Source organism: Nocardioides zhouii (genome assembly GCF_004137345.1).
In the GTDB taxonomy this organism is placed as follows: Bacteria; Actinomycetota; Actinomycetes; order Propionibacteriales; family Nocardioidaceae; genus Nocardioides; species Nocardioides zhouii.
The window spans coordinates 242,731-265,988 of sequence record NZ_SDWV01000001.1 but is presented as its reverse complement, the minus strand read 5'-3'; the positions used below and the strand labels follow the sequence as shown (position 1 = coordinate 265,988).

Here is a 23,258-nt window from a genome sequence, read left to right as displayed (position 1 = left end):
CACGCCGCTGGTCAGTAGTCGTCCACGGACCTGGCGGCGAGCAGCCGGCGGAACGACTCGACCCGGTCGGGGTCGGCCTGGCCGGCGGCGACGGCCTCGTCGAGCCCGCACTCGGGCTCGCCCGTGCCGTGGCTGCACCCGCGCGGGCAGTCCTCGGTCATCTCGTCGAGGTCGGGGAACGCCCCGATGAGCTGGTCGGGATCGACGTGCGCGAGCCCGAAGGAGCGGATGCCGGGGGTGTCGATGATCCAGCCGTCGCCGCCCGGCAGCTCGAGCAGGTAGGCACTGGTGGACGTGTGGCGCCCGCGGCCCGTGACGGCGTTGACGATGCCGACCTCGCGGTGCGCGTCGGGGATGAGCGCGTTGACGAGGGTCGACTTGCCGACCCCGCTGTGGCCCACGAAGACGCTCGTACGCCCGCGGAGCTTGTCGAGCAGGTCGGACAGGTCGCCGGCACCCTCGCCCCTGAGCTGCGTGACCACCCACGGCACGCCGAGGGACCGATAGGTCGACAGCAGCACCTCGGGATCGGCCAGGTCGGCCTTGGTGAGGCAGAGCAGCGGCGCCATCCCGGCGTCGTACGCCGCCACGAGCGCGCGGTCGATCAGGCGCGGGCGCGGCTCGGGGTCGGCCAGCGCGGTCACCACGACGAGCTGGTCGGCATTGGAGACGATGACGCGCTCGACGGGGTCGTCGTCGTCGGCGGTGCGACGCAGCGTCGTGGTGCGGGGGACGACCTCGACGATGCGGGCCAGGGAGCCGTCGACGCCGCTCATGTCGCCGACCACCCGCACGTGGTCGCCGACGACGACCCCCTTGCGGCCGAGCGGGCGCGACTTCATCGCCATCACCCGCCGGCCTTCGTACAACAGGGTGAAGCGGCCGCGGTCGACGGTCACCACAAGTGCAAGGACGGCGTCGTCGTACGACGGGCGGTCCTTGGTGCGCGGGCGGGTGCGGCGTCGGGGCCGCTCGTAGTGCTCGTGGTCGTGCTCGGAGTACCGCCCCGTGGTCACTGCGAGGCCCCGTGCACCGCGAGGGTCCAGGCCCCGGCGAAGTCGGGGAACGTCTTGGCGGTCGTGGCGACGTCCTCGACCAGGACGCCGTCGACGGCGAGCCCGAGGATCACGCCGGCGTGCGCCATCCGGTGGTCGGCGTACGTGTGGAAGACGCCGCCGTGCAGGGGGGCGGGGCTGATCGAGAGGCCGTCGTCGCGCTCGGTGACGTCGCCGCCCAGCCTGCCGAGCTCGGTCGCGAGGGCGGTGATCCGGTCGGTCTCGTGCCCGCGGATGTGGGCGACCCCGCGCAGGTGCGAGGGGGAGTCGGCCAGCGCGCACAGCGCGGCGATGGCAGGGGTCAGCTCGCCGACGTCGTGGAGGTCGAGGTCGACCCCGGTGAGTCGCGTGGGTCCGGTGACCGTGAGGCCGTCGTCGCCCAGGTCGACCTCGCAGCCCATCAGCGCCAGGATCTCGCGGAGCTGGTCGCCGGGCTGCGTGGTCGCCGCCGGCCAGTCCCTGACCGTGACCCGTCCACCGGTCGCCGCGGCGAGGGCGAGGAACGGTGCCGCGTTGGACAGGTCGGGCTCGATGTCGTGGTCGACCGCCTTCACCGGACCGGGCGCGACCGCCCATCGGTTGGCGTCGCCGTCGTCGACCTCGACGCCGTGGCGGCGCAGCATCTGGACGGTCATCTCGATGTGGGGGAGCGACGGCACCGGCTTGCCGACGTGTCGTACGTCGACCCCGTGGTCGTAGCGCGCCCCGGCGAGGAGCAGGGCGGAGACGAACTGCGACGACGCGCTCGCGTCGATGGTGACCGTCCCCCCGGCGACGCTGCCCGCACCGGCCACCGAGAACGGGAGGGCGCCGCGACCGCCGTCGTCGATCCGTACGCCCAGGACGCCGAGCGCCGCGAGCATCGGACCCACCGGGCGTTGCCGCATGTGGGGGTCGCCGTCGAAACCGACCGTGCCGCGCGCGAGCCCGGCCACCGGCGGCACGAACCGCATCACCGTCCCGGCGAGGCCGCAGTCGACGTCGGCGTCGCGGTCCCACGGGCCCGGGGTGACGGCCCAGTCGCCGTCGACGTCGTCGATGCCGGTGCCGAGGGCGCCGAGCGCAGAGGCCATCAGCAGGGTGTCGCGCGAGCGCAGCGGACGGCGTACGACGCTGGGGCCGTCGGCGATCGCGGCGAGGAGCAGGGCGCGGTTGGTCAGCGACTTGCTGCCGGGCAGGGAGACGACCCGCTCGACGGGCCCGTCAGGGCGCGGCGCAGGCCAGTGCTCACTCACCCGCGCACCCTATCGAGGTCAGGTCAGCTGGGCGCGGGCCAGCCTCGCCTCGCGGCGGGCGTCCTTGGCGACCTGGCGAGCCTCGCGTCGTACGTCCTTGGCGGCGCGGCGCGCGCGCCAGGCCAGGCCGGGCTTGCCCTCGGTGTCGACGCCGGCGAGGAGGAGGCCGCCGAGGATCGAGGTGTTCTTGGCGAACTGGAGGCGCTGCATCGACTTGGCCTGCGGGTCCGACTCCTCCCAGAACCGGTGTCCGGCCAGCGTGGTGGGCACCAGCGACGCGGCGAGCACCGTCGCGCTGAGCCGCGGTGCGCGACCGGTGGCGAGGGCGGCGGCGGCAACGATCTGCGCGCCGGCGTTGATCCGTACGAGCGTGGCGGCGTCAGTGGGGATGGGCGCTCCGGGCGCGGCCCGCTGGGCGAGCGGCACGATCCGGTCGGTGACCTTCTTCGCCTTCGCGGCGTGCGCCTCGGTCGCGCGCAGGGCGTTGACCCCACCCACGACGAAGATCGTGGCCAGCATCGGACGGGCGAGCAACCGGGTGATCGTCATGCGTCCTTGTCTACACGATGCGCGGGGACGGTGCCCCGTCCGCAGGGGTGCGGCTCACCCCAGGTCGGCGCGCCAGGTGTTGTTGCCGGGGTCGGCGTCCTGCGAGGCGGTGCTGAGGCTCGCGACCACAGTCGCCCCCTGTGGCGCCACGACCTCGAGGCTGACGGGGGAGAGGTCTGCCGCGGAGATCTGGCAGGTGGCCCGCGCCTTCGCGAAGGTGCAGCGCCCGTCGGTCGTCCGCACCACGTTGCCGTCCGCCGACTCGACCACGAGGACGGCGCTGGCGCCCGACGGCAGGCCCGCGATCCGCAGCACCACGTCGTACGTCGGCCGCGCGCCGCCGACGCTGCCGCTGAGCGACGGGTCGGGCAGGGCGGGTGGCGGGGGAGTCGGGGTGCTGGGTGTGGTCGGCGTCGCGGTGGCCGTGGGGTTCGAGGTGGGGTTAGAGGTGGGGGTGGTGGTCGGGTTCGACGTGGGGTTCGACGTCGGGCCGTCCGTGGGCCGCGACGTCGGGCTCGAGGTGGGACTGGAGGTCGGGCTGGACGTCGGGCTCGAGGTCGGGTCGGACGTCGGGTCGGAGGTGGGGTCGGAGGTGGGGCTGGAGGTGGGGTCGGACGTCGGGTCGGACGTCGGGTCACCGGTCGTGGGGTCGGTGGTCGGGTCCGTCGTGGGATCGGTCAGGAAGTCGACCTCGTCGCCGGGGGTCAGCACGACGGCCGCCGGGGTGGTCCGCTCGCGGGTCGACCGGTCGGTGGCCGCTGCGGTCGGCGACGCGGTGCCCGAGGCGCTGATCGTGGCCGATGCCGTCTGGTCGCGGGTCGCCGACGCGTCGGGCGCGGCGTCGGGCCCGCGCGTCCCGAGGGCGATGCCGCCCGCCACGATCGCGGTGCTGGCGGCGACACCGGCCACCGCCGCGGTGGCGGCGTTCCCGGTCACGAGGTCGCGTGCCCGGCCGAACAGGAAGGCGATCCCGACGGGCACGGAGCCGCCGGCTGCCGCAGCCCCGAGGTACGCCGTCGCCGCCGTGCCGAGGAGGAGGGGGGCAAGGAGTGCACCGAGGTTGGAGTTGACCTCGGTGAGCTCGATGTAGACGGCCATGCACGCACGGCACTCGTTGAGGTGCTCCTCGACCTTCGCGCCGTCGCGGCGGGAGATGGACGAGCGGACGTACGCGCCGAGCTGGCCGTGCGTCCAGCGACACGTGTCGGCCTCGAGCTCGACGGCGTGCTGGGTCAGGAACGCCTCGCGCAGGCCCTCACGGGCGCGGTAGGCGAGGGCGGAGACCGAGTTGGCGCTCATCCCGAGGATCGGCGCGATGTCGGCGGGCTTGTCGCCCTCGACCTCCGTGTGCCAGAGCACCAGCTGCCAGCGCTCGGGCAGCGAGGCGAACGCCCGGGCGGCGGCCGCGCTCTCGAAGCCCTCGACGGCGGTGTCGACGAACGGCACGCCGGGGTCGAACGCCTCCATGTCGTCTGTGGTGTGCAGCCTCGCGGTCGCCCGGATGCGGTCGACCTGCAGGCGCCGGACGGAGGTCAGCAGATAGGCGCGGAAGGCCACGTCGGGCCCGCCGCCGCGCTGGAGCACGCCGAGCACCTTGACGAAGGCCTCGGACACCAGGTCGTCTGCGTCGCCGGCCGGCACGAGCTGCCGGGCGAGGCGCCGCGCGGCCTCGACGTGGCGCTCGAACAGGTCGCCGTAGGCGTCGACGTCCCCGCCGCGGACCGCCGAGATCAGCTCGGCGTCCCCCGGTGCCTCGATGCTGGTCGCGACGCTCATGTCAACGGATGCTTCCCGGAAACTTTCCTTGGCCTTTGCCAAGTGGCACAAACTGTAGTCCTCCACGCGATGCGTGGGTGCCATTGGGCAAAATCGCGAAAACCCCGGTCTGGTCCGCGTCATGGGCGCCGATGACGGCCGTCACATCGGTGAGCAGGACACACAGAGGGGGTTGCCGTGAAGATATTCGCCACACGTGGGCGACGTCTCCCGGCTTCCGGTCCTGGGGTGAGCGGGCCAGGGTCTTCCGTGCGGTCGGGGTTGCCGCACCGGTTCGAGGCCTTGGGGGAGGCGCTCACCTCGGGATCGGACGTGCTCCGTGCGTGCGCCGTCGCGGGCGAGGACCTCGCCCGCGACGGAGCCTCGATGGAGGAGACGCTCGAGGGGCTGCGCGACACCTGGCAGCACGCCTCGGCGGGCGACCCGTCGTACGACGCCGTGAGCGCGCTGGTCACTGCCTGGAGCGAGATCACCCTCGGCTACCTGCACCAGCTCTCCTGCGACGACCCGCTCACGGGGCTCGCGAGCCAGGCCCACCTCCGCAGCCGGATCTCCGAGCTCTACCGGCTGGCCGACGACGTCCCCGGCCACGCCCTGGTCGTGTGCGCGCTGCCGCTCGGCGACGACCCGTCGGACGAGCCCGGCGACCACTTCACCCGCGCCATGCGCGTGGCCCGGGCCGGCGAGCTGGCCCGTACGGCCTTCGCCGGCGACGAGACCGTCGCCCGCCTCGGGATGCACCGGGTCGGCATCCTGTGCCGGCGCGACGAGCGCCTCGGCCGCCGGGTGCGGGTGCTGGGCACCCTGCTCGAGGGATCTCCCGAGGGCACGCCCGTACGGCTCTGGATCGAGGGCCTGCCCGGCACCGACCACCTCGCCGGAGCGCTCCTCGACGAGCTCGCCCGGGGCTGAACGTCCCCGGTCCCCGCTAGGGTCCGTGACATGTGCGGCCGCTATGCCTCGTCCCGTCAGCCTGACGACCTCATCGAGGAGTTCGAGGTCGTCGAGAGCCGGGTGGCCGCGCCGCTGGCGGCCGACTACAACGTCGCGCCGACCAAGGAGGTCTACGCGATCGTCGAGCGGCCGCCGTCGCGCGAGAGTGAGGAGCCGCCGCAGCGCCAGCTGCGGGTGCTGACCTGGGGCCTGGTGCCGTCGTGGGCCAAGGACCCGTCCATCGGCAACCGGATGATCAACGCCCGGATGGAGACCGTCGCCGAGAAGCCGGCCTACCGCAAGGCGTTCGCCACCCGCCGTGCCCTGCTGCCCGCCGACGGCTACTTCGAGTGGTACCCGACCTCGCTCACCAACGCCAAGGGCAAGCCCGTGAAGCAGCCGTTCTTCATCCGGCCCCGGGACGGCGGTGTCCTGGCGATGGCGGGCCTCTACGAGATCTGGCGCGACCCGACCAAGGCCGAGGACGACCCTGACCGGTTCCGCTGGACCTGCACCGTCCTCACCACCGAGGCCGAGGACTCCCTCGGCCACATCCACGACCGGATGCCGCTCATGGTCGAGCGCGACCGCTGGCACGAGTGGCTCGACCCGACCACGCCCGGCGACACGTCCCTGCTGGTCCCGGCCGCGCCCGGCCGGCTCGAGGCGTACGCCGTCCCGACGCTGGTCAGCAACGTCCGCAACAACGGCCCCGAGCTCGTCGTCCCCCTGGAGGCCACCTCATGAAGAAGGCCTCGGTCCGGATGGTCGACACGCCCCACGGCGAGGGCCGCCTGCACACCCGCCGGGCCACCAGTCCGATCGCCACGTTGCTGCTCAGCCACGGCGCCGGCGGCGGGGTCGAGGCACGTGACCTGTGGGCCCTCGCCGACGCGCTGCCGGCGCAGGGCGTGTCGGTGGTGCTCTTCGAGCAACCGTGGCGGGTGGCCGGCCGCAAGGTCGCGACCGCTCCGGCGACCCTCGACGTCGGCCTGACCCGCGCCGCCGACGCGATGCGCGTGCGTACGCCCCTAGTCGTGGGCGGCCGCTCCGCCGGTGCCCGCTCGGCGGCGCGTACGGCGAAGGCGCTCGGTGCGTCTGGCTGCCTTGCCCTGTCGTTCCCGCTCCACCAGCCCGGGAAGACCGAGCCCACCCGGCTCCCGGAGCTGCGCACGTCCGGCCTGCCGACCCTCGTCGTGCAGGGCGAGCGCGACCCGATGGGCCGTCCCGAGGAGTTCCCCGGCGACCTCGACCGCCTCGACCTGGTCGTCATCCCGGGCGCCGACCACGGCCTCAAGGTGCCGGCCCGGGGCGAGGTCAGCCAGGCGGAGGCGATGGGGATCGTGGTCGAGTCGACCCTCGAGTGGCTGGTCCGCGAAGTCGTCGGGAATCCCCGCAGGGGGTGAGGTGTTGGAGGTGGTGTGCAAGCACTCACCCTCGACCGTCCCTCGCCCTCCTCCACGGCGGTACTGTGGGAGGCGATGACTGAATCGCTGAAGGACGAGATGTCCACGCTGGACGACGCCGACATCGTCGTGGAGGACGAGACCCCCGACGACAGGACCGCGCGCTTCGAGCGCGACGCGCTGCCGTTCCTCGACCAGCTCTACGGCGCGGCGATGCGGATGACCCGCAACCCCGCCGACGCCGAGGACCTGGTGCAGGAGACGTTCGCGAAGGCGTACAGCGCCTTCCACCAGTTCAAGCCCGGCACGAACCTCAAGGCCTGGCTCTACCGGATCCTGACCAACACCTACATCAACTCCTACCGCAAGAAGCAGCGCCAGCCGCAGCAGTCGATGTCCGAGGACGTCGAGGACTGGCAGCTCGCCCGCGCGGAGTCGCACTCCTCTACCGGCCTCCGGTCGGCGGAGATGGAGGCGCTGGAGCACCTGCCCGACTCCGAGGTGAAGGACGCGCTGCAGCGCCTGCCCGAGGAGTTCCGGCTCGCGGTCTACCTCGCCGATGTCGAGGGATTCCCCTACAAGGAGATCGCCGAGATCATGGACACGCCGATCGGCACCGTGATGTCACGTCTGCACCGTGGTCGTCGCCAGCTGCGCGACATGCTCGCCGACTACGTCCGGGCCAACGACCTGCTGCCGGCCGCCACCGTCCCCGGCACTGACGGGAGCGAGTCGTGAGCACGCACGAGCACGGCAAGGACGACTGCGTCGACTACATCGAGCGCATCGTCTACTTCATCGACAACGAGCTCGACCAGGCGTCCTGCGCCGTCGTCGAGATGCACCTGCGCGAGTGCGGGCCCTGCCTCGAGCGCCACGACCTCCAGAAGGCGGTCAAGCAGCTCGTCGCCAGGTCCTGTGGCGAGGCCGCGCCGGAGTCGCTCCGCGACCGCGTACGCCTCCGGCTGCGCGAGGTGCGGATCCAGATCACCGAGGGCGGGTCCTGAGCCGATTCGCTCCTGTCGGCCTCTTTTGAGAGACTGACCCGAGCACCGACTTCAGGAGGACCAGATGGGCAAGACCGGACGCAAGCGCCGCGCTCGCAAGAAGAAGGGCGCGAACCACGGCAAGCGCCCCAACGCCTGACGCGTCTTCTTCGACACGTCATCGTGAGAGTCCCCGCCACGGCGGGGACTTTTGCATGTCCGAGGTCAGTGGAAGTAGAGCTCGACGCCGTCCTCGATCGCCTCGGTCATGGCGATCGCTTGCTGATCGGTGAGTCTCGCCGTGCCGGTGTGGTCGACGAGGAAGGCCTGGCCGTGCGGGGTGCGCCACAGGTGCCGCCCGGGGCCGACGACTCGGGTGGTGAGGCCACCGTGGGTCTTGGTGCGGTGGTGGCTGCGGCGTAGTGGCCCGGAGTTGTGCGGGCCGGTCTGGCCGGGTGGACCGGTGTCGTCGTAGGGGATCGCGTGGTCGTAGTCGACGCCGTCGCGGGTCGCGCTGCGGGGCGTGAAGGGGAAGCAGTCGCCGCCGGTCTGCACCCACACGTGGTCCTTGACCACCTCGGGGTGCTCGTAGGCGTCGACGCGGCGGCGCATCCGCAGGTCGAGGACCGGGGTGACGGTGACGTCGGCGTGGCCGAGCACTTCGTGGAGCTGGGACACGTCGATGGGGCCGACGCCCTCAACCCGGGCGACGCCGGTGCCGGTGCGGAGTGCGTCGTCGGTGAGGTGGACGAACAAGCGTCCGCGGCCGCGGAGCTTCGCCAGCTTGCGCGCGGGGAGAGAACAGAGCCGGTTGACGGTGTCGGCCATGTGGTCGGGTGCCCACACGGGCTGGCGGGGCTGTGCCGGCTGGTCCGTGTCGGCGTCCGCGCTGCCCTCGGTGTCGGTGTGCTCGACGAGGAGCTTGAGGAGATCAAGGGGGCGCGCGAGCCAGCCCATGGCGAGGGAGCGGAGCTCGTCGTGGTTGTGGTCGTGACCCATGGTGGTGGTGAGGATGTCGGCGACCCGGTCGACCATGGCGTCGATCCAGGCAGCGTCACCGGCGGTGATGCGGGCGATGATGTGGCGGTAGCCGTACTCGTCGGTGCGGGACAGGCGTACGTAGCGCTCGTGCCGGGAACGCTCGCGTTCGGCGCGGTGGGTCTCGGGATCGGCCTCGATGACCTTGGCTCGCGCGATCTCGAGAACGGTCGAGGGTGCGTGGCCGGCGATGGCCCTGGCCACGGCTCGGTCGACGCGTACGACCTGTTCGGACAGCAGGGCACGGGAGAGCACGGCGACCTTGCGTGCCACCCACGGCTCGCAGCGGCCGGCCTCGACGACCGCCCAGGTGCGCGGGAGTCGGTGGACGAGGTCGAGCCCGTCTGCGAGGAGCGCGCGCGTGGTGGTGGGGTGAGTCTCCCGAGCCATCGCCAGCTCGGGGATCGCGTGCTCGCGCATGGCAGGCGTGCCGTCGCCGCCGGGAGTGAGCATCGGGTCGCGGTCGTCTCGCGCGTGCCCGTTGGTGACCGCCCACCGAACTGCGAGCTCCAGCTCCGCAACCTCCGCGAGCCGGCGCGCGCGCAGCGCCTCGGTAGCGGAGTTCAGCAGGTCGCTCGCCGACGCCTCATCGGCCGCCTGTGGCGGCTGCTGGGGGAGAGCGGCGATAGTCATGCCTCAGGGTATCGAACAGGTGTTCGAGCCGCAAGAGGCATAGGTGCCTGTTGATATCCGTCTCGGCGCTGGGATCGACTCACGTCGTGGCGGGCAAACCTGACTTCGGGTTGCGCGACCCAATGGCGGCGGAATGGGCTAGATGGGACTGACACCCGTTCGTGCAGCGGACCCGGGCTCTACAGGCGCGGCTGACAGGTGCACCCAAAAGAAATGTCTCCGAGGCGCTCTGCGCTGATCTTCCCGCATCGAGAGCACTCGACCCGGTGAGGGTCGTAAGCCATGGACGGGTTGGTGAGCGGCCCGAGGTAGATATAGCCATGCTCCTCGGCGGTGGCTTCTGCCCGCTCGTAGGTCACCGGCTTGTTGTCGCCATATGGTCCGAGCGCCGCACGCTGCTCAGCCCCCCACTCGCGCCAGTAGCAGGCCCGGCAGGTCTCGACGTTCGCGACGTTGTTGTCCTGCACGTAGACGAATCGGTAGTGCGCGACGTTGCCGCACCGTAGGCACCGGGTGAGCAGCCAGTCCTTCGGATGCGTGAAGGACTCCAGCGGCTCCAAGCCCCCTCTGCCCAGGATCACGTCGATGTGGGTGTAGCAGTAGGTCGGGTTCTTATACGTCTTGAAAGCGGCACCGTTGGTGCAGGTATCGATTGAACAGAGTTGGTCAGTGGGAACAGGTACTCGACGCAGAGGCTTCGGCGACTTGGGGGGCTTCGGCGGTGTAGGTGCTGGCCGTTCAGCAAGCGGGACCGACCGGAGGCGACCTCGCTTCGGTGGTGTACCCGTCCCTGGGGTGGGCACGGGGAACAGGTCGGCAACGTTCGCGAAGTCAGTAATCGGCTTGCCTTGGATGCACCGCGCGAAGTCGTCCTCAGTCATGACCTCGATGGGTTGGCCTCCGTCCTGTAGGTCAAACGCCTTGCGCGCCTTGCCAGTGACGTTTGAGCCCGGCCGTAGAACGGCGGGATTGATGTCGCCGACCACCAGCACGTGGGTCCGCTTCGTTGTGTTCTGTTCGGGCGTGGCACCGACGCGAGCGCACTCCTGTCGAGCAACATCACGGGTCATGGACATCAACGTGCCGGTGAACACGACGACCCGGCCGTAGAGGTAGCCGCTCGGGTCTGCGTCCGTGTTGACCTCGATGGGCGTGAAGTTCCTCCCGCCGCTGCCGAGAGCGACGCTGCCGGCGTAAATACCGCTGCTCATGTGCCCAATGCCCAAGTGATGGGCGGCTACTAGGTCAGCGAGCTCGGTGACTCCCGCCGCGTCTGCTAGGCCATTGACCACCGACACAACACCGTGCGCGTCGGCCAACGGATCGTGATGGTCGCCCATCTGCGATCCAAGCGACTCCACCACGTACGGCAGTCGATACGACGGCAAACTGAGTGCGCGCCGCGCCATGACCATCGAACACAAGAAGCGCATCTCGGGCCACTCGATGTTGTCCACCGCGCAGGCGTAGCGGATCACGCCGATGTCAAAGCCTGCGTTGTGTGCCACCACCACGTCGTCCCCGATGTAGTCCACGATGGCGGGGAGGATGTCGTTCCATCGGGGAGCGTGCCGAACCATGCTGGCGTCGATGCCGTGCAGCGCGGTGTTGAAGGCGTCGAAGTAGTTCACCTGCTCGGGGGGACGAATGAGCCAGCGTCGCTCATCGACGGCTTCGCCGTCCCGCACTCGGACCAATCCGACCGCACAGGGTGAGCCCCGGTAGGCATTGGCAGTCTCGAAGTCGAGCGCGGTGAAGTCGAGCATCGTCAGACCAACGCCTGCTCGTGGACCCGTGCCGCAAACGACTCAGGGAAAGTGGCGATCAAAGGGGAATTCATTGACTCCGGCATGATCCACGGCGTCTCACCCGTCTTCGGGCGGGTCGTGCGCCGGCGCCGCTCCTCGTCGGTTTTGAGCCACGCCGTCCACGCTAGGGCGAGGTAGTTCGCCGTAGCAAAGGCCCTGCTGGTCGGGGTGTCGTCCACTGGAGCGAAGTCTGCAGGGATGGGGCTGACAGGGAACACCGGCATCGCGACTGAGGCCGACCGCGTTCGGCGCTTGTGATCCCTGACAGCCTCAGAGATGGCGTGCTGATGCGCCTCGGTATAGGCCACGAGGTCGGTGAGGTCAGACTCGGTGAGCGGCTTCCCCGCTACTGGTAGCCCGTCGAGTGTGGTCCCGTTCGTGACAAGCACCCCGCAGCAGCGGGTTAGCGAGGAGACCGCATCCATGGCGTCCTCTAGGTCCTTCGCCGCATCTACTTCTACGGCGTTGACGTGCCGAGCCTGCGTATCCTTCGCCGAGGTCACCCAGAGGGTGATGGTGTCGCTCCCCGGCTGATTGTCGATGGTCGTGATCCCACGCATGTTTCAGTTCCCCCTGGCTAGCCCGTCTGGCGTCGCCGCATCGAGGCTAACCACAGCCGGAGACATTCGTCGCTGGTATGGGAAGGACAGGAGGCGAGTGGCGTTGGCTAGGTGACCCGATTCGAGGTCGTGGAGGCATATCTCGACGGCTACGAGATGCAGGGGTCCGGGGCCAAACCATCGTGGAGTACTGGAGCCAGCCGAGCAGGTCGACGAGTTCAACAGGCACACTGTTGGATCCATCGCGGTTGTGGCTGAGTTACGCCAACTGTCGCGGCGCAGGCGGCGAAGTGGGGCAGGTACGTGGTTGTGCAGCAGACCCGGGACGGCCCTGGCGGATACCTTCGACCCACGATGAGCGATACCTACTGCCACCTTTGCGACGCCGACCCCTGCTATTGCGGGCAGCACGGCCAAGTCGCCCACGTCGAGATTAAGTTGCCTTCAAAGCGCGGCGGCCCCAACGGGCTCGACGCTGCTGTCCGCGAGTTCGTGTTGTCGTCACACGAGGCGGGAGTGCGCGAACCTTGGGAGGGGTGGCTTCGCCGCATCCAGGCGGAGTTCGGAGAAGACGACGCGCCACGGCAAGTTTGGAACCGCGTTAGCAACGACCTTCAACGCGAGTGGCTCCTGATCAGCCACCCGAATGTTGAGGGCCCCTTGATGGCGCCCTCGTCCTATCCAGAGGTCAAGCGACTGTCGCTGGACGAGGCGATCGCGGAGGTTGAACGACTTCTAGACAGCGGTGGTTGGGTCCGCGGCGAGAACGGACTGCGGCTGTGGCAGGTCGTTGAGCGCATCCCTAACGTCGTCTACATCTCGATCTACGACGCACTGCATGAGATGAACCGTCGGGGCCACCGCGTGACTACAACGTCCCCGGGCGGAAACAACTCGCAGTTCTGGTACGTCGAAGCCTGAGCGTCACAAACAATGCGGGCCAACGCGGCGGAAGGACGCTCGTGAGTCCGCCCGCATGGCGAATCATCATCCGCAGTGAAAAGCTGTCATAGGTTCTCCTAATGACGGACAGCGGCATGACTGGCTTAGTACCTTCGGCAGGGCTTGTGTTGATGCAAGCGGCGACGGAGGCGAGGCAGCAGGTCCGGCTGGCTAGCCCCTACATCTCTGCGGGAGTCGCGCACGAACTCGCCGGCATCGCCAAAGATGGTTCGGCAAACTGGTCGATTCTGACGTCCCTTGACGCCGCCGCGGTAGCCCACGGGTCGCTGAGCATTCAAGGGCTGCGGGCGCTTCGGGATGCGTCTGTCGAGCTGCGGACAGCCTCCAACCTCCACGCCAAACTCTTTCTATGTGACCCGGTGTTCGGGCTTGTCGGGTCGGCCAATCTGACACATGCGGGGCTCGGAAGCGGTCAACGAGCGAACCTTGAGCTCGGCTTCCTACTTCCTCGAACTACGCTCGGCGCGGCCGCAGATCAATTCGCTTCGTGGTGGGCCAAGAGTGATCCCGTCACTGAACAGATGCTCGCCGCCACAGAGGAGGCAGCCGCCAAGCTCCCGGCGTCGGTACCCGTGCCCGCTCCTTCGAACGGCGCGGGTAACCCGATCACCGCAGAGGTAGAAGCCGCCAATGCTCTGTTGGCTGAAGCAGGGGGCGTCGCACTCTGGGTCAAAGCGTTGTATCGGGATGCTGTGACAGCGGACGATCCGTGGCGGAGCGACAGTTTTGTTAACAGTTCGAAGAAGGGCAAGCCGTCGTTCGCTGTGGGCGATCTTCTGCTCATCTACGCCAAGGCGGCTGGAAGGTGCAACGCTGTCGTCCAAGTGGCCGGTTCCACTCGCCACGATGTCCCGTTCTTGCTCGCGCAGGGCGTGCCTCAAGCGAGCGCAGATCGCTGGCCCTGGGTGACTCCCGTGTCTGGCCGTCTCCAGGTTCCCGTGGCCACGGGAGTTCCACTTTCCGCGCTGGGCTTCACCGGCTTGTCGCTTCAGGGCGGTCACAAGCGACTGGGGTTGAGTGAGTTCGCCGCGGCTCTGCGCTATCTCAGCGGCAGACCGTAGTCGACGACAGCGGATTGCGGCGGAATGGGCTAGGTCAGGCTGACAACAGTTCGCGTAGCAGACCCACTGGATAACGCGCGTGGATGTACCGGTCTCCGCGCATAGGGTTCCCCCATGCTGCGCCGACTTGACCCGACGACCTCCTACCGCTCTCTGAGTAAGGGTTTCTGGCCCCCGGCACTGCCCTTGGGTGGGCGCTCTGTCGTCTACGGCCACAACGGCAGCGGTAAGTCTTCCTTTGCATCGCTTCTCCTTGAGATCGCCTCGGACGACGCAACCACGGAGGTCGTCTGGGAGGACGAACTGGGGGTGAGTCACACGGTGCCCGTGGGCAGCGGCGGACCTTCGCCCGCCATGGCGGTCTTCACCAAGGAATGGGTGCGCCGTAACCTCTCGCAGTTCCTCGATGGCGACACCGCCTCACCCATCGTCACCCTTGGCGAGGAGGCCATCGAAGCTAAGGAGCAGGAGGTCGAACTCGGCAAGAAGATCGACGCCTTCCGCCTTGAGGCCACCGAGGCAGGAAAGAAGAGTCAGGACTCAACGGCCAAGGCCAAGAAGTTGGCTAGCGCGGCTCAGGACGGCATCGCAGATCAACTGAAGAGCTTCCACTACCAGCGCTTTACGAAGAACAAGTACTCGATGCCAACCGTTGAAGGGCTTCTCCGCAGCTACAAGGGCGAGTTCCCTGACGAGAACAAGAGTGTCGAGGCGCTCAAGCGTCTGAGCGAGCCCGCACCTAAGCACGTATCCGCACTGGTGGATGCGCCGGGTGGACTGACGACGGTGCTGAGCGGAGTCGACGTCCTGCTTGCGGAGACGCCCACAAGCGTGGCGCTCGCATCCCTCGCCGCAGATCAGGAAAGGCAGCGGTGGGCCGAGCAGGGTCTTCGCCTACACGAGGGGCTAGATGACTGCCTCTTCTGCGGGAACGCCGTAACGGCCGAGCGCCGGGAGCAGCTTGCCAAGCACTTCGACAAGAGCTGGTTCGACATCCGCCAGCGCGCGCAGTCGCTGCTGCAGCAGGTGCAGAGCCGGAAGGCGGCCCTGAGTAGCTGGCTTGATGCGGTGCCAGCACCGGAGACGCTTGCGGGCGAACTCCGAGATGGCTACACCGCGAACCTTGAGGGCGTGAAGGAAGGCGCGGCGTTGCGAATCGCGGTGCTTGATGAACTCGGGCAGGTTCTCAAGGAGAAGGTCGAAGACCCAGCCACAACACCTGCCGCCCCGGAATGGTCGCTCCTCGCCGATGAGCTGTCGGCCGCCCCTCTTCAGAAGGCGATCACCGAGCACAACGCACAGGTGGACGACCACAACACAGTGGTCGAGGCACGTTACGAGACCGTGCTCGACCACATCATCGGGTCGCGGGCAGAGGCCTTCCGTCAGCATGAGGCGAGTGCCAAGAGCGCGCAGGCCGAGAGCAGGGCTGCAAAGGACGGTGCCGACCTAGCAGAACGGACGCTCACCGACCTTCGCCAGAAGCAGTTCTCCAACAGCAAGATGGCAGAGACTCTCACCAAGGACCTAGCCCGCGTCTACGGAAAGGACCACCTCAGTGTCGCCGTAACCGAGGACGGCAGGTCCTATGCCTGTCGTCGGGGGAAGGCGCCGGCTACGCACCTGAGCGATGGCGAGCGCACCACCCTGTCACTCCTCTACTTCCTTCGGAAGTTGGAGGACGAGACCATCAGTGGGGACAAGTCGGGACGGATCGTGGTCATTGATGACCCGTCCAGTTCCTTGGACCGCGAAGCGCTCTTCGCCACGCACCAGTGGCTGGTGGACACGCTGAAGGGCTTCGGCCAGTTCATCGTGCTCACACACGACTTCGGCCTTTTGCGGCTCTTTCTTAAGTCGCAGGGGAGCGCATGGGGAACCTCTCGCAACAAGATCAAGAAGGGGGATGCGGATGAGATCCGCTTCCCCAAGGTGGCCTTCTTGGAGATGTACGCAGCGACGAAGGATGACGTGCGAAGGACGCAGGTCGCACCCCTTCCGCCAACCCTGGTGAAGCACACCAGCGAGTACGCCTACCTCTTCGCCAAGGTGATGGACGGCGTGGTCGACGGCACTGATCACGACCGGCTGTTCCTGCTCCCCAATGCGGCGCGTCGTGTCCTCGAGGTGTTCGCCAGCTACAAGGCTCCGCACCTCGGCACCTTTGACCAGCGGCTTGAGGACCTCATGGGTGGAGACCTTTCCTCCAACCCGTATCGAGACGTCTATGACTTCTGCAATCGCTATTCCCATGGCGAAGGAAGCGAGAGCGTGGATGTGCTGGATTCCCGCGCCATTCACGGGCAGATCCGCAGGTGCATGGAGTTCTTGAGGTTTGCCGACCCTGAGCACTTTGAGCGCATGTGCAAGGCAACGGACTCGGACGCTACGGCTATCGCTTAGCCTCCGTCGCAGGCGCCTCCGCCATCATTCTCTTAGTGATTCGAACCCGTGACAGTAGGAGCGAGGCAAGCGGCTGAGGGTGGGTGAACCCGTCAACCCGCCACGCGACTGTTGAGCCGACGCACCAGCCGTCCTGGGCCCGGCTCTGCACGCTTCGGCCGTCGGTATTCCGGAGGTCGCAAGTAGAGTCGATCCATGACCGGCGACCCCCAGACTGCCGCGCGGCACCCACCGTGCGACCTCATGCCCGAGGTGCCCCGTGGCTAGCATCAAGGGCCGGTACGAGTACGACGATGACGACCTAACTCCTGGCAAGAAGAAGGAGGGCGGGCTTCATCAGAACCTCTTCGACAGCGAGGGCAACCTCAAGGGGAGCGCACGATTCATCCCTGATGAGAGGCAGGACGACTCGGAGCTTGAACCCGTCTTCGCCTACGAGCCGGTCTCCGTGTACGACGAGGAATACGAGCGTCGGCGCGAGCGTGAGCGGGAAGAGAACGCCGAGCTGGTTGCGAAGGTAGTGATCCTGCTAGTCGCAGTGGCTACACCCCATGCCAAGCGGTTATGGCACGAGAAGGCTCGCCCGGCCATTGAGGCTCGCAGAGCGAGAAAGGCTGAGCGCAAGTCCAAGAAGGCTGCACGCAAGGCCGTCAAGGAAGCCGCCAAACACCCCATCGTGCTTGAGGCGATGGTGGTGGACTCGGGGCAGGAGTTGGCTGTCGCCGAAGAGGTCTACCGAACAGACATGAGCAGCGCGGAGGCGCAGGCCCGCTATCTTGCTGCCCTCGCGGCGCGGGCCTTCAGCGAAGAGCAGATCAAGCTCGTTTCCAACGCCAACATTGTTGACGGAGAAGCTCTTGGTGAGCTGCAACGGACGCTCGCTGAACTCCCGCCGCAACAGGTCAAGGGCATCATCGAAGCGTTGGAGGCAAACCCGTCCGTGCTGACCGGCGACCTGCTGACCGAACTGGGGAAGCTTCTGGGATTGGATCGAGTCGAGACTGATCCCGATCCCATCGAGCAGCGAAGCGATCGTTGATCGGGGCCGAGCTCCGATCCGTCTCGAAGGTCGTGGGCCCAGCGCAATAAGCACCCCGCTGCTTGGCCTGCGCGCCTTGTCGCCGGCGCACATCTGGTGGGCACCCGAGTGCTCATCCGGTCCAACGCTCAGCGCAATAAGCAACCCACGCGTGGATGGCGGTGCCATAGCACCGTTGGGATCAGGCCGAACGCCCGCACTAAGTGCCGTGGCCCCCATTCTCCGCACCTCTTCTGGCTGGCGGATCAGACCAGGAAGTGATGCCGGTTGCGGTGATCGGCTTCTTGCCCCGCGTCATTCTGGGCGGAGTGGGGCAATGCCCTAACTCTCCGTCCGCAGCACACCCAGCCCCGGCCGGACGGCTCTCCGAGCGCATGCGTCACTCGTCACGGCAGCATCGAGCTCAGCCGAGCCGGGAGAGGAACCGTTCCGCGTCGACCACGACGCGGGTGATCTCGCCGGCGGCGAGCACCTTGCCGGTGGTGGTGTCGCGGGCGCTCACCGTGAAGCGGTGGAGCCGGCCGTCGACGTACGCACTCGACGCGCTGACCTCGACCTCGGCGCCGACGGGGCTGGCGGCGAGGTGCTCGACCTGCATGCGGGTGCCCACGCTGGTGGAGCCCTCGGCGAGGGTCGGCTCGAGGCTGGCGCAGGTGGCGGCCTCGAGCCAGGCGAGGAGGCGCGGCGTCCCGAGGACCGGCAGCGAGCCGCTGCCGACGGCCGCGGCGGTGTCGTCGTCGGTGACGGTGTACGCGAGCGTGGCGGGCTCGAGGTGCGGCATGTGCGGGCCTTCCGGGGAAATTCTGCGTCGATGGGGCAACCTGAGGGACTGACACACGTCTACCAGACATGAGCACGAGGGCGGCCGGGACGAGGGCGATCGGCATGGTGACTGCGGAGCCGGCAGTGGACATCACCGAGCTCTACGCCGCCCACCGGCTGCCGCTCGTACGCCTCGCGGTCCTGCTGGTCGACGACGTCGCGTCGGCGGAGGACGTGGTGCAGGACGCGTTCGCCGCGCTCGCCCGGCGTCCCGACGCGGTCAAGGACCCGTCGAAGGCGTTGGCCTACCTCCGGGTCGCAGTGGTCAACACCGCGCGCTCGGCGCTGCGCCGACGACGTACGGCGCGGGGGTACTCGCCACCCCACGACCTGTCGCCGCCCTCGCCCGAGGACACCGCGGTGCTGGCCGAGGAGCACCGCGAGGTGATCGCGGCGCTCCACCGCCTCGCGCCACGGCAGCGCGAGGTGCTGGTGCTGCGCTACTGGTCCGACCTGAGCGAGGCGGACATCGCCCGGACGCTGGGGATCAGCCAGGGCACCGTGAAGTCGACGGCCAGCCGCGCGCTGGTCGCCCTGGAGAAGGCCATGGAGGAGGAGCGATGACCATCACCGAGGACCGGCTGCGCGCCGCCCTGGCCGCCCGCGCCGAGCTCGTACGTCCCGAGGACCTGGCCCCGCTGGCCACGGTCGTTCCGCTGCGGCCGCGCTGGCAGTCGCCGTGGGTGCTGCTCGCGACCGCTGCGGTGGTCCTGCTCATCCTCGGAGTGGTCCTGCAAGGGGTGGGCGGTCGCGAGCGGTCCGACCGGCTCGCGCCGGAGCCGGACCCCGACGCCCCTACGATCGAGCTGCCCGCCGACGTCGGGCGGGACTGGAAGACCAACGACCTCTCCACGCCGGCCCGCCTCGATCTCGACGGCGACGGCGCCAAGGAGAAGGTCGTCTTCCTCGGCGAGCCGACCGACACGTTCGACGGCCGCACCCGGATGCAGACGACCCTGAGCAGCACCGGTGAGGAGGCGTACGGGATCGCCGAGCTCGGCACCACCATCGGGACGGTCGCGCTGCCTCCCATCGACGCGGACGGCGACGGCGACCAGGAGCTGGTGCTCTACCGCGACGAGCTCTTCTCCGGTCCGGTGCAGGGCAACCACCCGATCGTGTTCGACCTGCGCGACGGGCTGCTCGTGCAGGCACCGGTCGAGTCCGCCGACCTGCTCCTCCGTGGAGAGGTGCCCGTGCCCGGCACCGCCGCCGAGTTCTACGACATGGTCCGGCCCCACGACTACTGGATCGAGGAAGGCAAGCTCTTCTCGGCCCGCTCGGTCAACGAGTTCGCCAGCGACACCATGACGACGATGCGGCCCGAGACCTACGTCATGGACGCGTGGGAGTGGGTGCTCGGCGAGGACGGCGTGCTGCGGCCCGTCGAGGCCGGTTGTCGCGCGCAAGGACTCGAGTCGTTCGTGGTCTGCGCCCCTGGTCAGGTCGACGACCTGCCGGTCGTCACACCCGTGGCGAACGAAACAATCGGCGTGGGGGAGCAGGCCGAGTACGCCGACGGCTACGGGTTCTCCGCGCGGCTGGAGGCCGTCGCCGACCCGAGCCTGGTGGTCGAGGGCGACGACGGCCGTACGGTCAACCACGGTCTCGAGGTCGGCGACCCGCAGGTCAACGTCCAGGCGCCCACGGACCTCTTCTTCGACGGAGCGTCGCTGGTCCTGACGTCGGGCTCCGACCCGTCGTACATCCAGGTGCTGGTCCAGGACGGCAACCGGATGCGGGCACTCGAGCCGGTCGGTGAGATCACCCTCGTCGACGAGGGCCCGACCCGCACGTGGCTGACCCGCAACGGCGCACTGGTCACGGTCGTCCTGCAGGAGGACGCGAGCTGGCAGGCGTGGAAGTGGGTGATGGTGTCGCGCACCGAGATGGCGGCCTTCCCCACCGGGACCGTGTGCTTCTACGACGTCGAGGTCCAGTCGACGGTGGGCAGCTGCTAGAGGGCCTTGCTGAAGGCGAGCAGGTGCACCTCGGGCGTGGGTGACCAGTCCCGCACCGGCGCGCGGTCGTAGCCGAGCCGGGCGTAGATCCGGTGGGCTCCGGTCATCTCGGCGAGGGACGACAACGCCATGCCGGTGGCGCCGTGCTCACGCGCTCGCTCCTCGCACATGCGGGCCAGCGCGGTGCCGGCACCGGAGCCCTGGGCGGCCGGATCGACCGCGAGCATCCGGAACTCGCCCTCGTCGTCCCGGCCGATCTCCCGCCACGGCGACCCCGGCGGGCAGTAGGTCACGAGACCGAGCACCCGCTCGTCGTCGACGGCCACCCACACCTCGGCCTGCGCATCGCGGGTCGCGACGTCGCGCAGCCGCTCGCGGTAGAAGTCCTCCGCGCTCGTGAGGAACGGCTCGTACGCCGCGACGCACACGTCGCCCGCGGCATTCAGTTCGTGCGGCCGGATGCGACGCAGGTCCATGGCTCAGATGCCGAAGGTGCTGCGCGGGTAGGCCGCCTCGACGTCGGTGATCACGTTGACGAGGTAGGGCACGCCCGACGCGTACGCGCGGTCGAGGGCCGGGCCGATCTGCTTCGGGTCGGTGACCGTCTCGCCCGCGCCACCGAGCGCCTTGACCACGTCGTCGTACGGCGTGCGCTGGCCGAGGTCGGCGATGACGTCGTAGCCGTAGAGCATCTGCATCGGGCCCTTCTCCAGCCCCCAGGCGGAGTTGTTGCCCATCACCATGACGACCGGCAGGTCGTGGCGCACGAGGGTGTCGACGTCCATCAGCGAGAAGCCGGCCGCGCCGTCACCGAGCAGCAGCGTGACCTGCGCGTCGGGGCGAGCGATCCGGGCGGCGATGGCGGCACCGAGACCAGCGCCCAGGCAGCCGTACGGGCCGGGGTCGAGCCAGCCGCCGGGGCGCTGCGGCTCGACGTACTTGCCGGCGAACGAGACGAAGTCGCCACCATCGCCGATCACGACCGAGTCGTCGGCCAGCCGGGGGACGAGCTCGCCGTAGATCCGGGCCGGGTGGATCGGGTCGGCCTCGGCGGTCAGCAGCTCGGCGTCGCGGGCGGCGGCGACCTTCACCTGGTCGGCGAGCCGGTCGGCCCACGCGCGCCAGTCGGGCTTGTCGCCGCGCTCGATCGCGGCCTGGAGGCCGTCGAGGACGGTCGTGAGGTCGCCGGCGACCGCGTCGGCGAGCTCCGCGTGCGTGGAGATCTGGGCTGCCGAGTCGGCGATGTGCACGACCTTCGCGAAGGCACCGTCGGGGTTCTTGTCCGGACCGCCGAAGGCGCCGTAGCCGAGCCGGAAGTCCAGCGGCGTGCCGACGACCACGACCAGGTCGGCGCCGGACAGGGCCGCGCCGCGGGCCTTGGTGACCAGCGAGCGGTGACCGCCGGGGATGACGCCGCGGCCCATCCCGTTGGTCAGGGTCGGGATGCCCAGGTCCTCGACGAAGCGCAGTGCGGCGGCCTCGGCGTGGTCGGCCCAGACGTCGGTGCCGAGGATCAGCACCGGCCGCTGTGCCCGCGCGAGGAGCCGCGCGATGCGCTCGACGGCGTCGGTGTCGGGCTCGATGCGGGTGCCCTCGCCTGAGCCGAGGGTGCCGGTAGAGGAGTTGAAGAACTCGTCCATCGGCACGTCGACGAAGACCGGGCCGCGGTGGCTGGAGCGGGCGAGGGTGAAGGCCTCGTCCATCCCGGGGGCCACGTCGGCGGCGGTCATCAGCGTCTTCGCGGACTTGGCGACCGGCGCGATGATCGGCGGCTGGTCGAGCTCCTGCAGCGAGCCCGTGCCCCAACGGTTCTGCGGTGCCCGGCCGCCGACGACGACCATCGGCGAGCCCGCGAACTGGGCCTGCGCGATGGCGCTGATGCCGTTGGTGACGCCCGGACCGGCGGTGAGGACGGCGAGACCGGGGACTCGGGTGAGCTTGCCGGTGGCCTCCGCGGCGAACGCCGCGGTCTGCTCGTGGCGTACGTCGAGCAGCCGGATAGGCGGGCCCTGGCCCTCCTGCTGCGTCTTCACCGCGCCGTCGTACATCGGGAACACGTGTGCGCCCGACAGGGTGAACATCGTCTCGACGCCGTGGGCGCGCGCGACGTGGACGGCCAGCTCGCCGCTGTGCCCGGAGATCTCGGTCATGCAGCAGAGGTTATCGGGTGGCTACTCGCAGGTAGGGAGCGTTCGTCATCCGGAGGGCGTCGATCACGACGAGCAGCAGGTCGGAGCGGACGGCCGGTGGCTCGGGGGAGAGCGAGAGGTGGAGGAAGAGGGCGCGCAGGAACGCCTGCGGAGCCGCCGTCGGGGCGTACGGGTCGTGGTCGACCGGACCCTTGAACGCGTTGGCGGCGGCACCGAGCCGGTGCACCCACGGCTCGAGCAGGTCCGTGCCCAGGGTCCCGCGGCGCAGGATCTGCATGGCCGCGGCGGCGATGCGGTCGGGCTCGCCTGCCGCCAGTGGCACGTCGACCGGCTGCTGGAGCAGCCGCTCCGCGAGCACGTCGAGGAGGGCCTCGTGCTCGGCCGCGCCGAGGTGCGGCGACTCACCGAGCGCGCCGATGGCGTCGGCGCCGTGCGCGATCGCGTGGGCCCAGCCCTTGTCGGGCACCCAGCCGCGGCTGTCCTTCTCGGTGAGGAACCAGACGGCGATGCGGTCGCCCCAGTCGAGGATCTTGTCGATCGGCAGGAGGTGCTGCTCGTTGTCGCGCTCGATGCACGCCCCGACGATCAGGGCGCTGAAGCTGCGGCGGAAGACGGTGTCGGTGTCCGTCTCGCCCAGCCCGACCGCGAGCCCGGCGACCATCCCGTCACCGAGCCCGGCGAGCAGGTCGTCGTAGACGCCGCGGTCGATCCAGGTCGCAAGGGCGGGGAACGCCGTGCCGTCGCGGACCTCCGGGCTGGTCGACCCGAGCATCGTAGTGAGCTCGGCCGTGAGGTCGTCGAGCGGACGGTCCCCGGGGACCTCGAAGTCGGCGGCCTGCACCTGGTCCCAGTAGCCCGTCGACATGCCGCCCATCCTGCC

The 23,258-nt window shown here is 69.2% G+C and carries 23 protein-coding genes; 12 read left to right on the top strand and 11 right to left on the bottom strand.

The annotated features are described in order from the left end of the window. Nucleotides 1-11: 11 nt before the first annotated feature. The 4 genes from rsgA to EUA94_RS01250 are packed head-to-tail and all read right to left on the bottom strand — an operon-like array spanning nt 12 to nt 4,615. Entirely contained in the window at nt 12-1,016 is a 1,005-nt protein-coding gene (rsgA, locus tag EUA94_RS01265; RefSeq protein WP_129423899.1) for a ribosome small subunit-dependent GTPase A, read from the bottom strand. Further along, nucleotides 1,013-2,290 (bottom strand): 3-phosphoshikimate 1-carboxyvinyltransferase, encoded by a 1,278-nt coding sequence (gene aroA / locus EUA94_RS01260; RefSeq protein ID WP_129423897.1) that lies wholly within the window; start codon nt 2,288-2,290, stop codon nt 1,013-1,015. Before aroA ends, rsgA begins: the two co-directional genes overlap by 4 nt. A gap of 18 nt (nt 2,291-2,308) precedes the next feature. Then, a complete protein-coding gene (locus tag EUA94_RS01255; protein ID WP_129423895.1) occupies nt 2,309-2,839 on the bottom strand; it encodes a DoxX family protein in 531 nt (176 codons plus the stop codon). Nucleotides 2,840-2,893: 54 nt separating this feature from the next. Then, a complete protein-coding gene (locus EUA94_RS01250) occupies nt 2,894-4,615 on the bottom strand; it encodes a sigma-70 family RNA polymerase sigma factor (RefSeq protein WP_165356755.1) in 1,722 nt (573 codons plus the stop codon). A gap of 249 nt (nt 4,616-4,864) precedes the next feature. Here EUA94_RS01250 and EUA94_RS01245 point away from each other — a divergent pair, with 249 nt between their 5' ends. The 6 genes from EUA94_RS01245 to EUA94_RS23080 all read left to right on the top strand — a co-directional run bounded on the left by EUA94_RS01245 (nt 4,865) and on the right by EUA94_RS23080 (nt 8,100). After that, nucleotides 4,865-5,527 carry a hypothetical protein gene (locus EUA94_RS01245; protein WP_129423891.1) on the top strand — a complete coding sequence of 221 codons (663 nt, stop codon included), beginning with the start codon at nt 4,865-4,867 and terminating at the stop codon, nt 5,525-5,527. A gap of 30 nt (nt 5,528-5,557) precedes the next feature. Then, entirely contained in the window at nt 5,558-6,295 is a 738-nt protein-coding gene (locus EUA94_RS01240) for an SOS response-associated peptidase (protein ID WP_129423889.1), read from the top strand. Further along, complete coding sequence (locus EUA94_RS01235) at nt 6,292-6,954, top strand: alpha/beta hydrolase family protein (RefSeq protein WP_129423887.1); 663 nt, start codon at nt 6,292-6,294, stop codon at nt 6,952-6,954. Before EUA94_RS01240 ends, EUA94_RS01235 begins: the two co-directional genes overlap by 4 nt. Nucleotides 6,955-7,029: 75 nt before the next feature. Further along, nucleotides 7,030-7,692 (top strand): sigma-70 family RNA polymerase sigma factor, encoded by a 663-nt coding sequence (locus EUA94_RS01230; RefSeq protein ID WP_422879870.1) that lies wholly within the window; start codon nt 7,030-7,032, stop codon nt 7,690-7,692. Then, nucleotides 7,689-7,961, top strand: a complete 273-nt coding sequence (gene rsrA / locus EUA94_RS01225) for a mycothiol system anti-sigma-R factor (protein WP_129423885.1) — start codon at nt 7,689-7,691, stop codon at nt 7,959-7,961. The genes EUA94_RS01230 and rsrA overlap by 4 nt, the downstream gene beginning before the upstream one ends. A 64-nt stretch (nt 7,962-8,025) precedes the next feature. Next, nucleotides 8,026-8,100: a 50S ribosomal protein bL37 gene (locus tag EUA94_RS23080; RefSeq protein ID WP_369759046.1), complete on the top strand. Its 75-nt coding sequence runs from the start codon at nt 8,026-8,028 to the stop codon at nt 8,098-8,100. Between the two features lie 65 nt (nt 8,101-8,165). Here the strand turns inward: EUA94_RS23080 and EUA94_RS01220 are convergent, their stop codons facing one another. The 3 genes from EUA94_RS01220 to EUA94_RS01210 form a co-directional block, all read right to left on the bottom strand. Continuing rightward, on the bottom strand, nt 8,166-9,611 hold the full coding sequence (locus tag EUA94_RS01220) for a hypothetical protein (protein WP_129423883.1): 1,446 nt from the start codon (nt 9,609-9,611) through the stop codon (nt 8,166-8,168). 179 nt (nt 9,612-9,790) lie between these two features. Further along, nucleotides 9,791-11,377 (bottom strand): exonuclease domain-containing protein, encoded by a 1,587-nt coding sequence (locus EUA94_RS01215; RefSeq protein ID WP_129423881.1) that lies wholly within the window; start codon nt 11,375-11,377, stop codon nt 9,791-9,793. 2 nt (nt 11,378-11,379) lie between these two features. Further along, complete coding sequence (locus tag EUA94_RS01210) at nt 11,380-11,979, bottom strand: hypothetical protein (protein WP_129423879.1); 600 nt, start codon at nt 11,977-11,979, stop codon at nt 11,380-11,382. 354 nt (nt 11,980-12,333) lie between these two features. On the opposite strand from EUA94_RS01210, the gene EUA94_RS01205 reads away from it, so the two are divergent. The 4 genes from EUA94_RS01205 to EUA94_RS01190 all read left to right on the top strand — a co-directional run bounded on the left by EUA94_RS01205 (nt 12,334) and on the right by EUA94_RS01190 (nt 17,445). After that, nucleotides 12,334-12,900 (top strand): hypothetical protein, encoded by a 567-nt coding sequence (locus EUA94_RS01205; protein WP_129423877.1) that lies wholly within the window; start codon nt 12,334-12,336, stop codon nt 12,898-12,900. A gap of 101 nt (nt 12,901-13,001) precedes the next feature. Further along, the gene (locus tag EUA94_RS01200) at nt 13,002-14,003 is read left to right on the top strand and encodes a phospholipase D-like domain-containing protein (protein ID WP_129423875.1); all 1,002 of its coding nucleotides are present in this window, start codon (nt 13,002-13,004) and stop codon (nt 14,001-14,003) included. 114 nt (nt 14,004-14,117) lie between these two features. Continuing rightward, on the top strand, nt 14,118-16,406 hold the full coding sequence (locus tag EUA94_RS01195; protein WP_129423873.1) for an AAA family ATPase: 2,289 nt from the start codon (nt 14,118-14,120) through the stop codon (nt 16,404-16,406). Nucleotides 16,407-16,665: 259 nt separating this feature from the next. Continuing rightward, nucleotides 16,666-17,445 (top strand): hypothetical protein, encoded by a 780-nt coding sequence (locus EUA94_RS01190; RefSeq protein WP_129423871.1) that lies wholly within the window; start codon nt 16,666-16,668, stop codon nt 17,443-17,445. 403 nt (nt 17,446-17,848) lie between these two features. Here the strand turns inward: EUA94_RS01190 and EUA94_RS01185 are convergent, their stop codons facing one another. Then, nucleotides 17,849-18,226: a thioesterase family protein gene (locus EUA94_RS01185; protein WP_129423869.1), complete on the bottom strand. Its 378-nt coding sequence runs from the start codon at nt 18,224-18,226 to the stop codon at nt 17,849-17,851. 68 nt (nt 18,227-18,294) lie between these two features. On the opposite strand from EUA94_RS01185, the gene EUA94_RS01180 reads away from it, so the two are divergent. Together EUA94_RS01180 and EUA94_RS01175 are read left to right on the top strand one after the other, a co-directional pair. After that, the gene (locus EUA94_RS01180; protein ID WP_129423867.1) at nt 18,295-18,831 is read left to right on the top strand and encodes a SigE family RNA polymerase sigma factor; all 537 of its coding nucleotides are present in this window, start codon (nt 18,295-18,297) and stop codon (nt 18,829-18,831) included. After that, nucleotides 18,828-20,228, top strand: a complete 1,401-nt coding sequence (locus tag EUA94_RS01175; RefSeq protein ID WP_129423865.1) for a hypothetical protein — start codon at nt 18,828-18,830, stop codon at nt 20,226-20,228. Before EUA94_RS01180 ends, EUA94_RS01175 begins: the two co-directional genes overlap by 4 nt. On the opposite strand, the gene EUA94_RS01170 is transcribed toward EUA94_RS01175, so the two are convergent. Genes EUA94_RS01170 through EUA94_RS01160 form a run of 3 tightly spaced genes read right to left on the bottom strand, consistent with a single transcriptional unit; the run spans nt 20,225 to nt 23,243 of the window. Then, nucleotides 20,225-20,704, bottom strand: a complete 480-nt coding sequence (locus EUA94_RS01170) for a GNAT family N-acetyltransferase (RefSeq protein WP_129423863.1) — start codon at nt 20,702-20,704, stop codon at nt 20,225-20,227. The two genes, EUA94_RS01175 and EUA94_RS01170, sit on opposite strands and share 4 nt — an antisense overlap. Nucleotides 20,705-20,707: 3 nt before the next feature. Further along, nucleotides 20,708-22,378, bottom strand: coding sequence for an acetolactate synthase (locus EUA94_RS01165; RefSeq protein ID WP_129423861.1), 1,671 nt, complete (start codon nt 22,376-22,378; stop codon nt 20,708-20,710). A 10-nt stretch (nt 22,379-22,388) separates the two neighbouring features. Beyond that, entirely contained in the window at nt 22,389-23,243 is an 855-nt protein-coding gene (locus EUA94_RS01160; RefSeq protein WP_129423859.1) for a DUF2785 domain-containing protein, read from the bottom strand. Nucleotides 23,244-23,258: the final 15 nt, after the last annotated feature.

Bases quoted from the DNA above. Each gene is read 5' to 3' on its own strand.
- EUA94_RS01255 (WP_129423895.1), bottom strand. From the start codon at position 2,839: ATGACGATCACCCGGTTGCTCGCCCGTCCGATGCTGGCCACGATCTTC.
- EUA94_RS01250 (WP_165356755.1), bottom strand. From the start codon at position 4,615: ATGAGCGTCGCGACCAGCATCGAGGCACCGGGGGACGCCGAGCTGATC.
- EUA94_RS01240 (WP_129423889.1), top strand. From the start codon at position 5,558: ATGTGCGGCCGCTATGCCTCGTCCCGTCAGCCTGACGACCTCATCGAG.
- EUA94_RS01235 (WP_129423887.1), top strand. From the start codon at position 6,292: ATGAAGAAGGCCTCGGTCCGGATGGTCGACACGCCCCACGGCGAGGGC.
- EUA94_RS01230 (WP_422879870.1), top strand. From the start codon at position 7,030: ATGACTGAATCGCTGAAGGACGAGATGTCCACGCTGGACGACGCCGAC.
- EUA94_RS01220 (WP_129423883.1), bottom strand. From the start codon at position 9,611: ATGACTATCGCCGCTCTCCCCCAGCAGCCGCCACAGGCGGCCGATGAG.
- EUA94_RS01215 (WP_129423881.1), bottom strand. From the start codon at position 11,377: ATGCTCGACTTCACCGCGCTCGACTTCGAGACTGCCAATGCCTACCGG.
- EUA94_RS01210 (WP_129423879.1), bottom strand. From the start codon at position 11,979: ATGCGTGGGATCACGACCATCGACAATCAGCCGGGGAGCGACACCATC.
- EUA94_RS01205 (WP_129423877.1), top strand. From the start codon at position 12,334: ATGAGCGATACCTACTGCCACCTTTGCGACGCCGACCCCTGCTATTGC.
- EUA94_RS01200 (WP_129423875.1), top strand. From the start codon at position 13,002: ATGACGGACAGCGGCATGACTGGCTTAGTACCTTCGGCAGGGCTTGTG.
- EUA94_RS01195 (WP_129423873.1), top strand. From the start codon at position 14,118: ATGCTGCGCCGACTTGACCCGACGACCTCCTACCGCTCTCTGAGTAAG.
- EUA94_RS01185 (WP_129423869.1), bottom strand. From the start codon at position 18,226: ATGCCGCACCTCGAGCCCGCCACGCTCGCGTACACCGTCACCGACGAC.
- EUA94_RS01180 (WP_129423867.1), top strand. From the start codon at position 18,295: ATGAGCACGAGGGCGGCCGGGACGAGGGCGATCGGCATGGTGACTGCG.
- EUA94_RS01175 (WP_129423865.1), top strand. From the start codon at position 18,828: ATGACCATCACCGAGGACCGGCTGCGCGCCGCCCTGGCCGCCCGCGCC.
- EUA94_RS01170 (WP_129423863.1), bottom strand. From the start codon at position 20,704: ATGGACCTGCGTCGCATCCGGCCGCACGAACTGAATGCCGCGGGCGAC.
- EUA94_RS01165 (WP_129423861.1), bottom strand. From the start codon at position 22,378: ATGACCGAGATCTCCGGGCACAGCGGCGAGCTGGCCGTCCACGTCGCG.
- EUA94_RS01160 (WP_129423859.1), bottom strand. From the start codon at position 23,243: ATGTCGACGGGCTACTGGGACCAGGTGCAGGCCGCCGACTTCGAGGTC.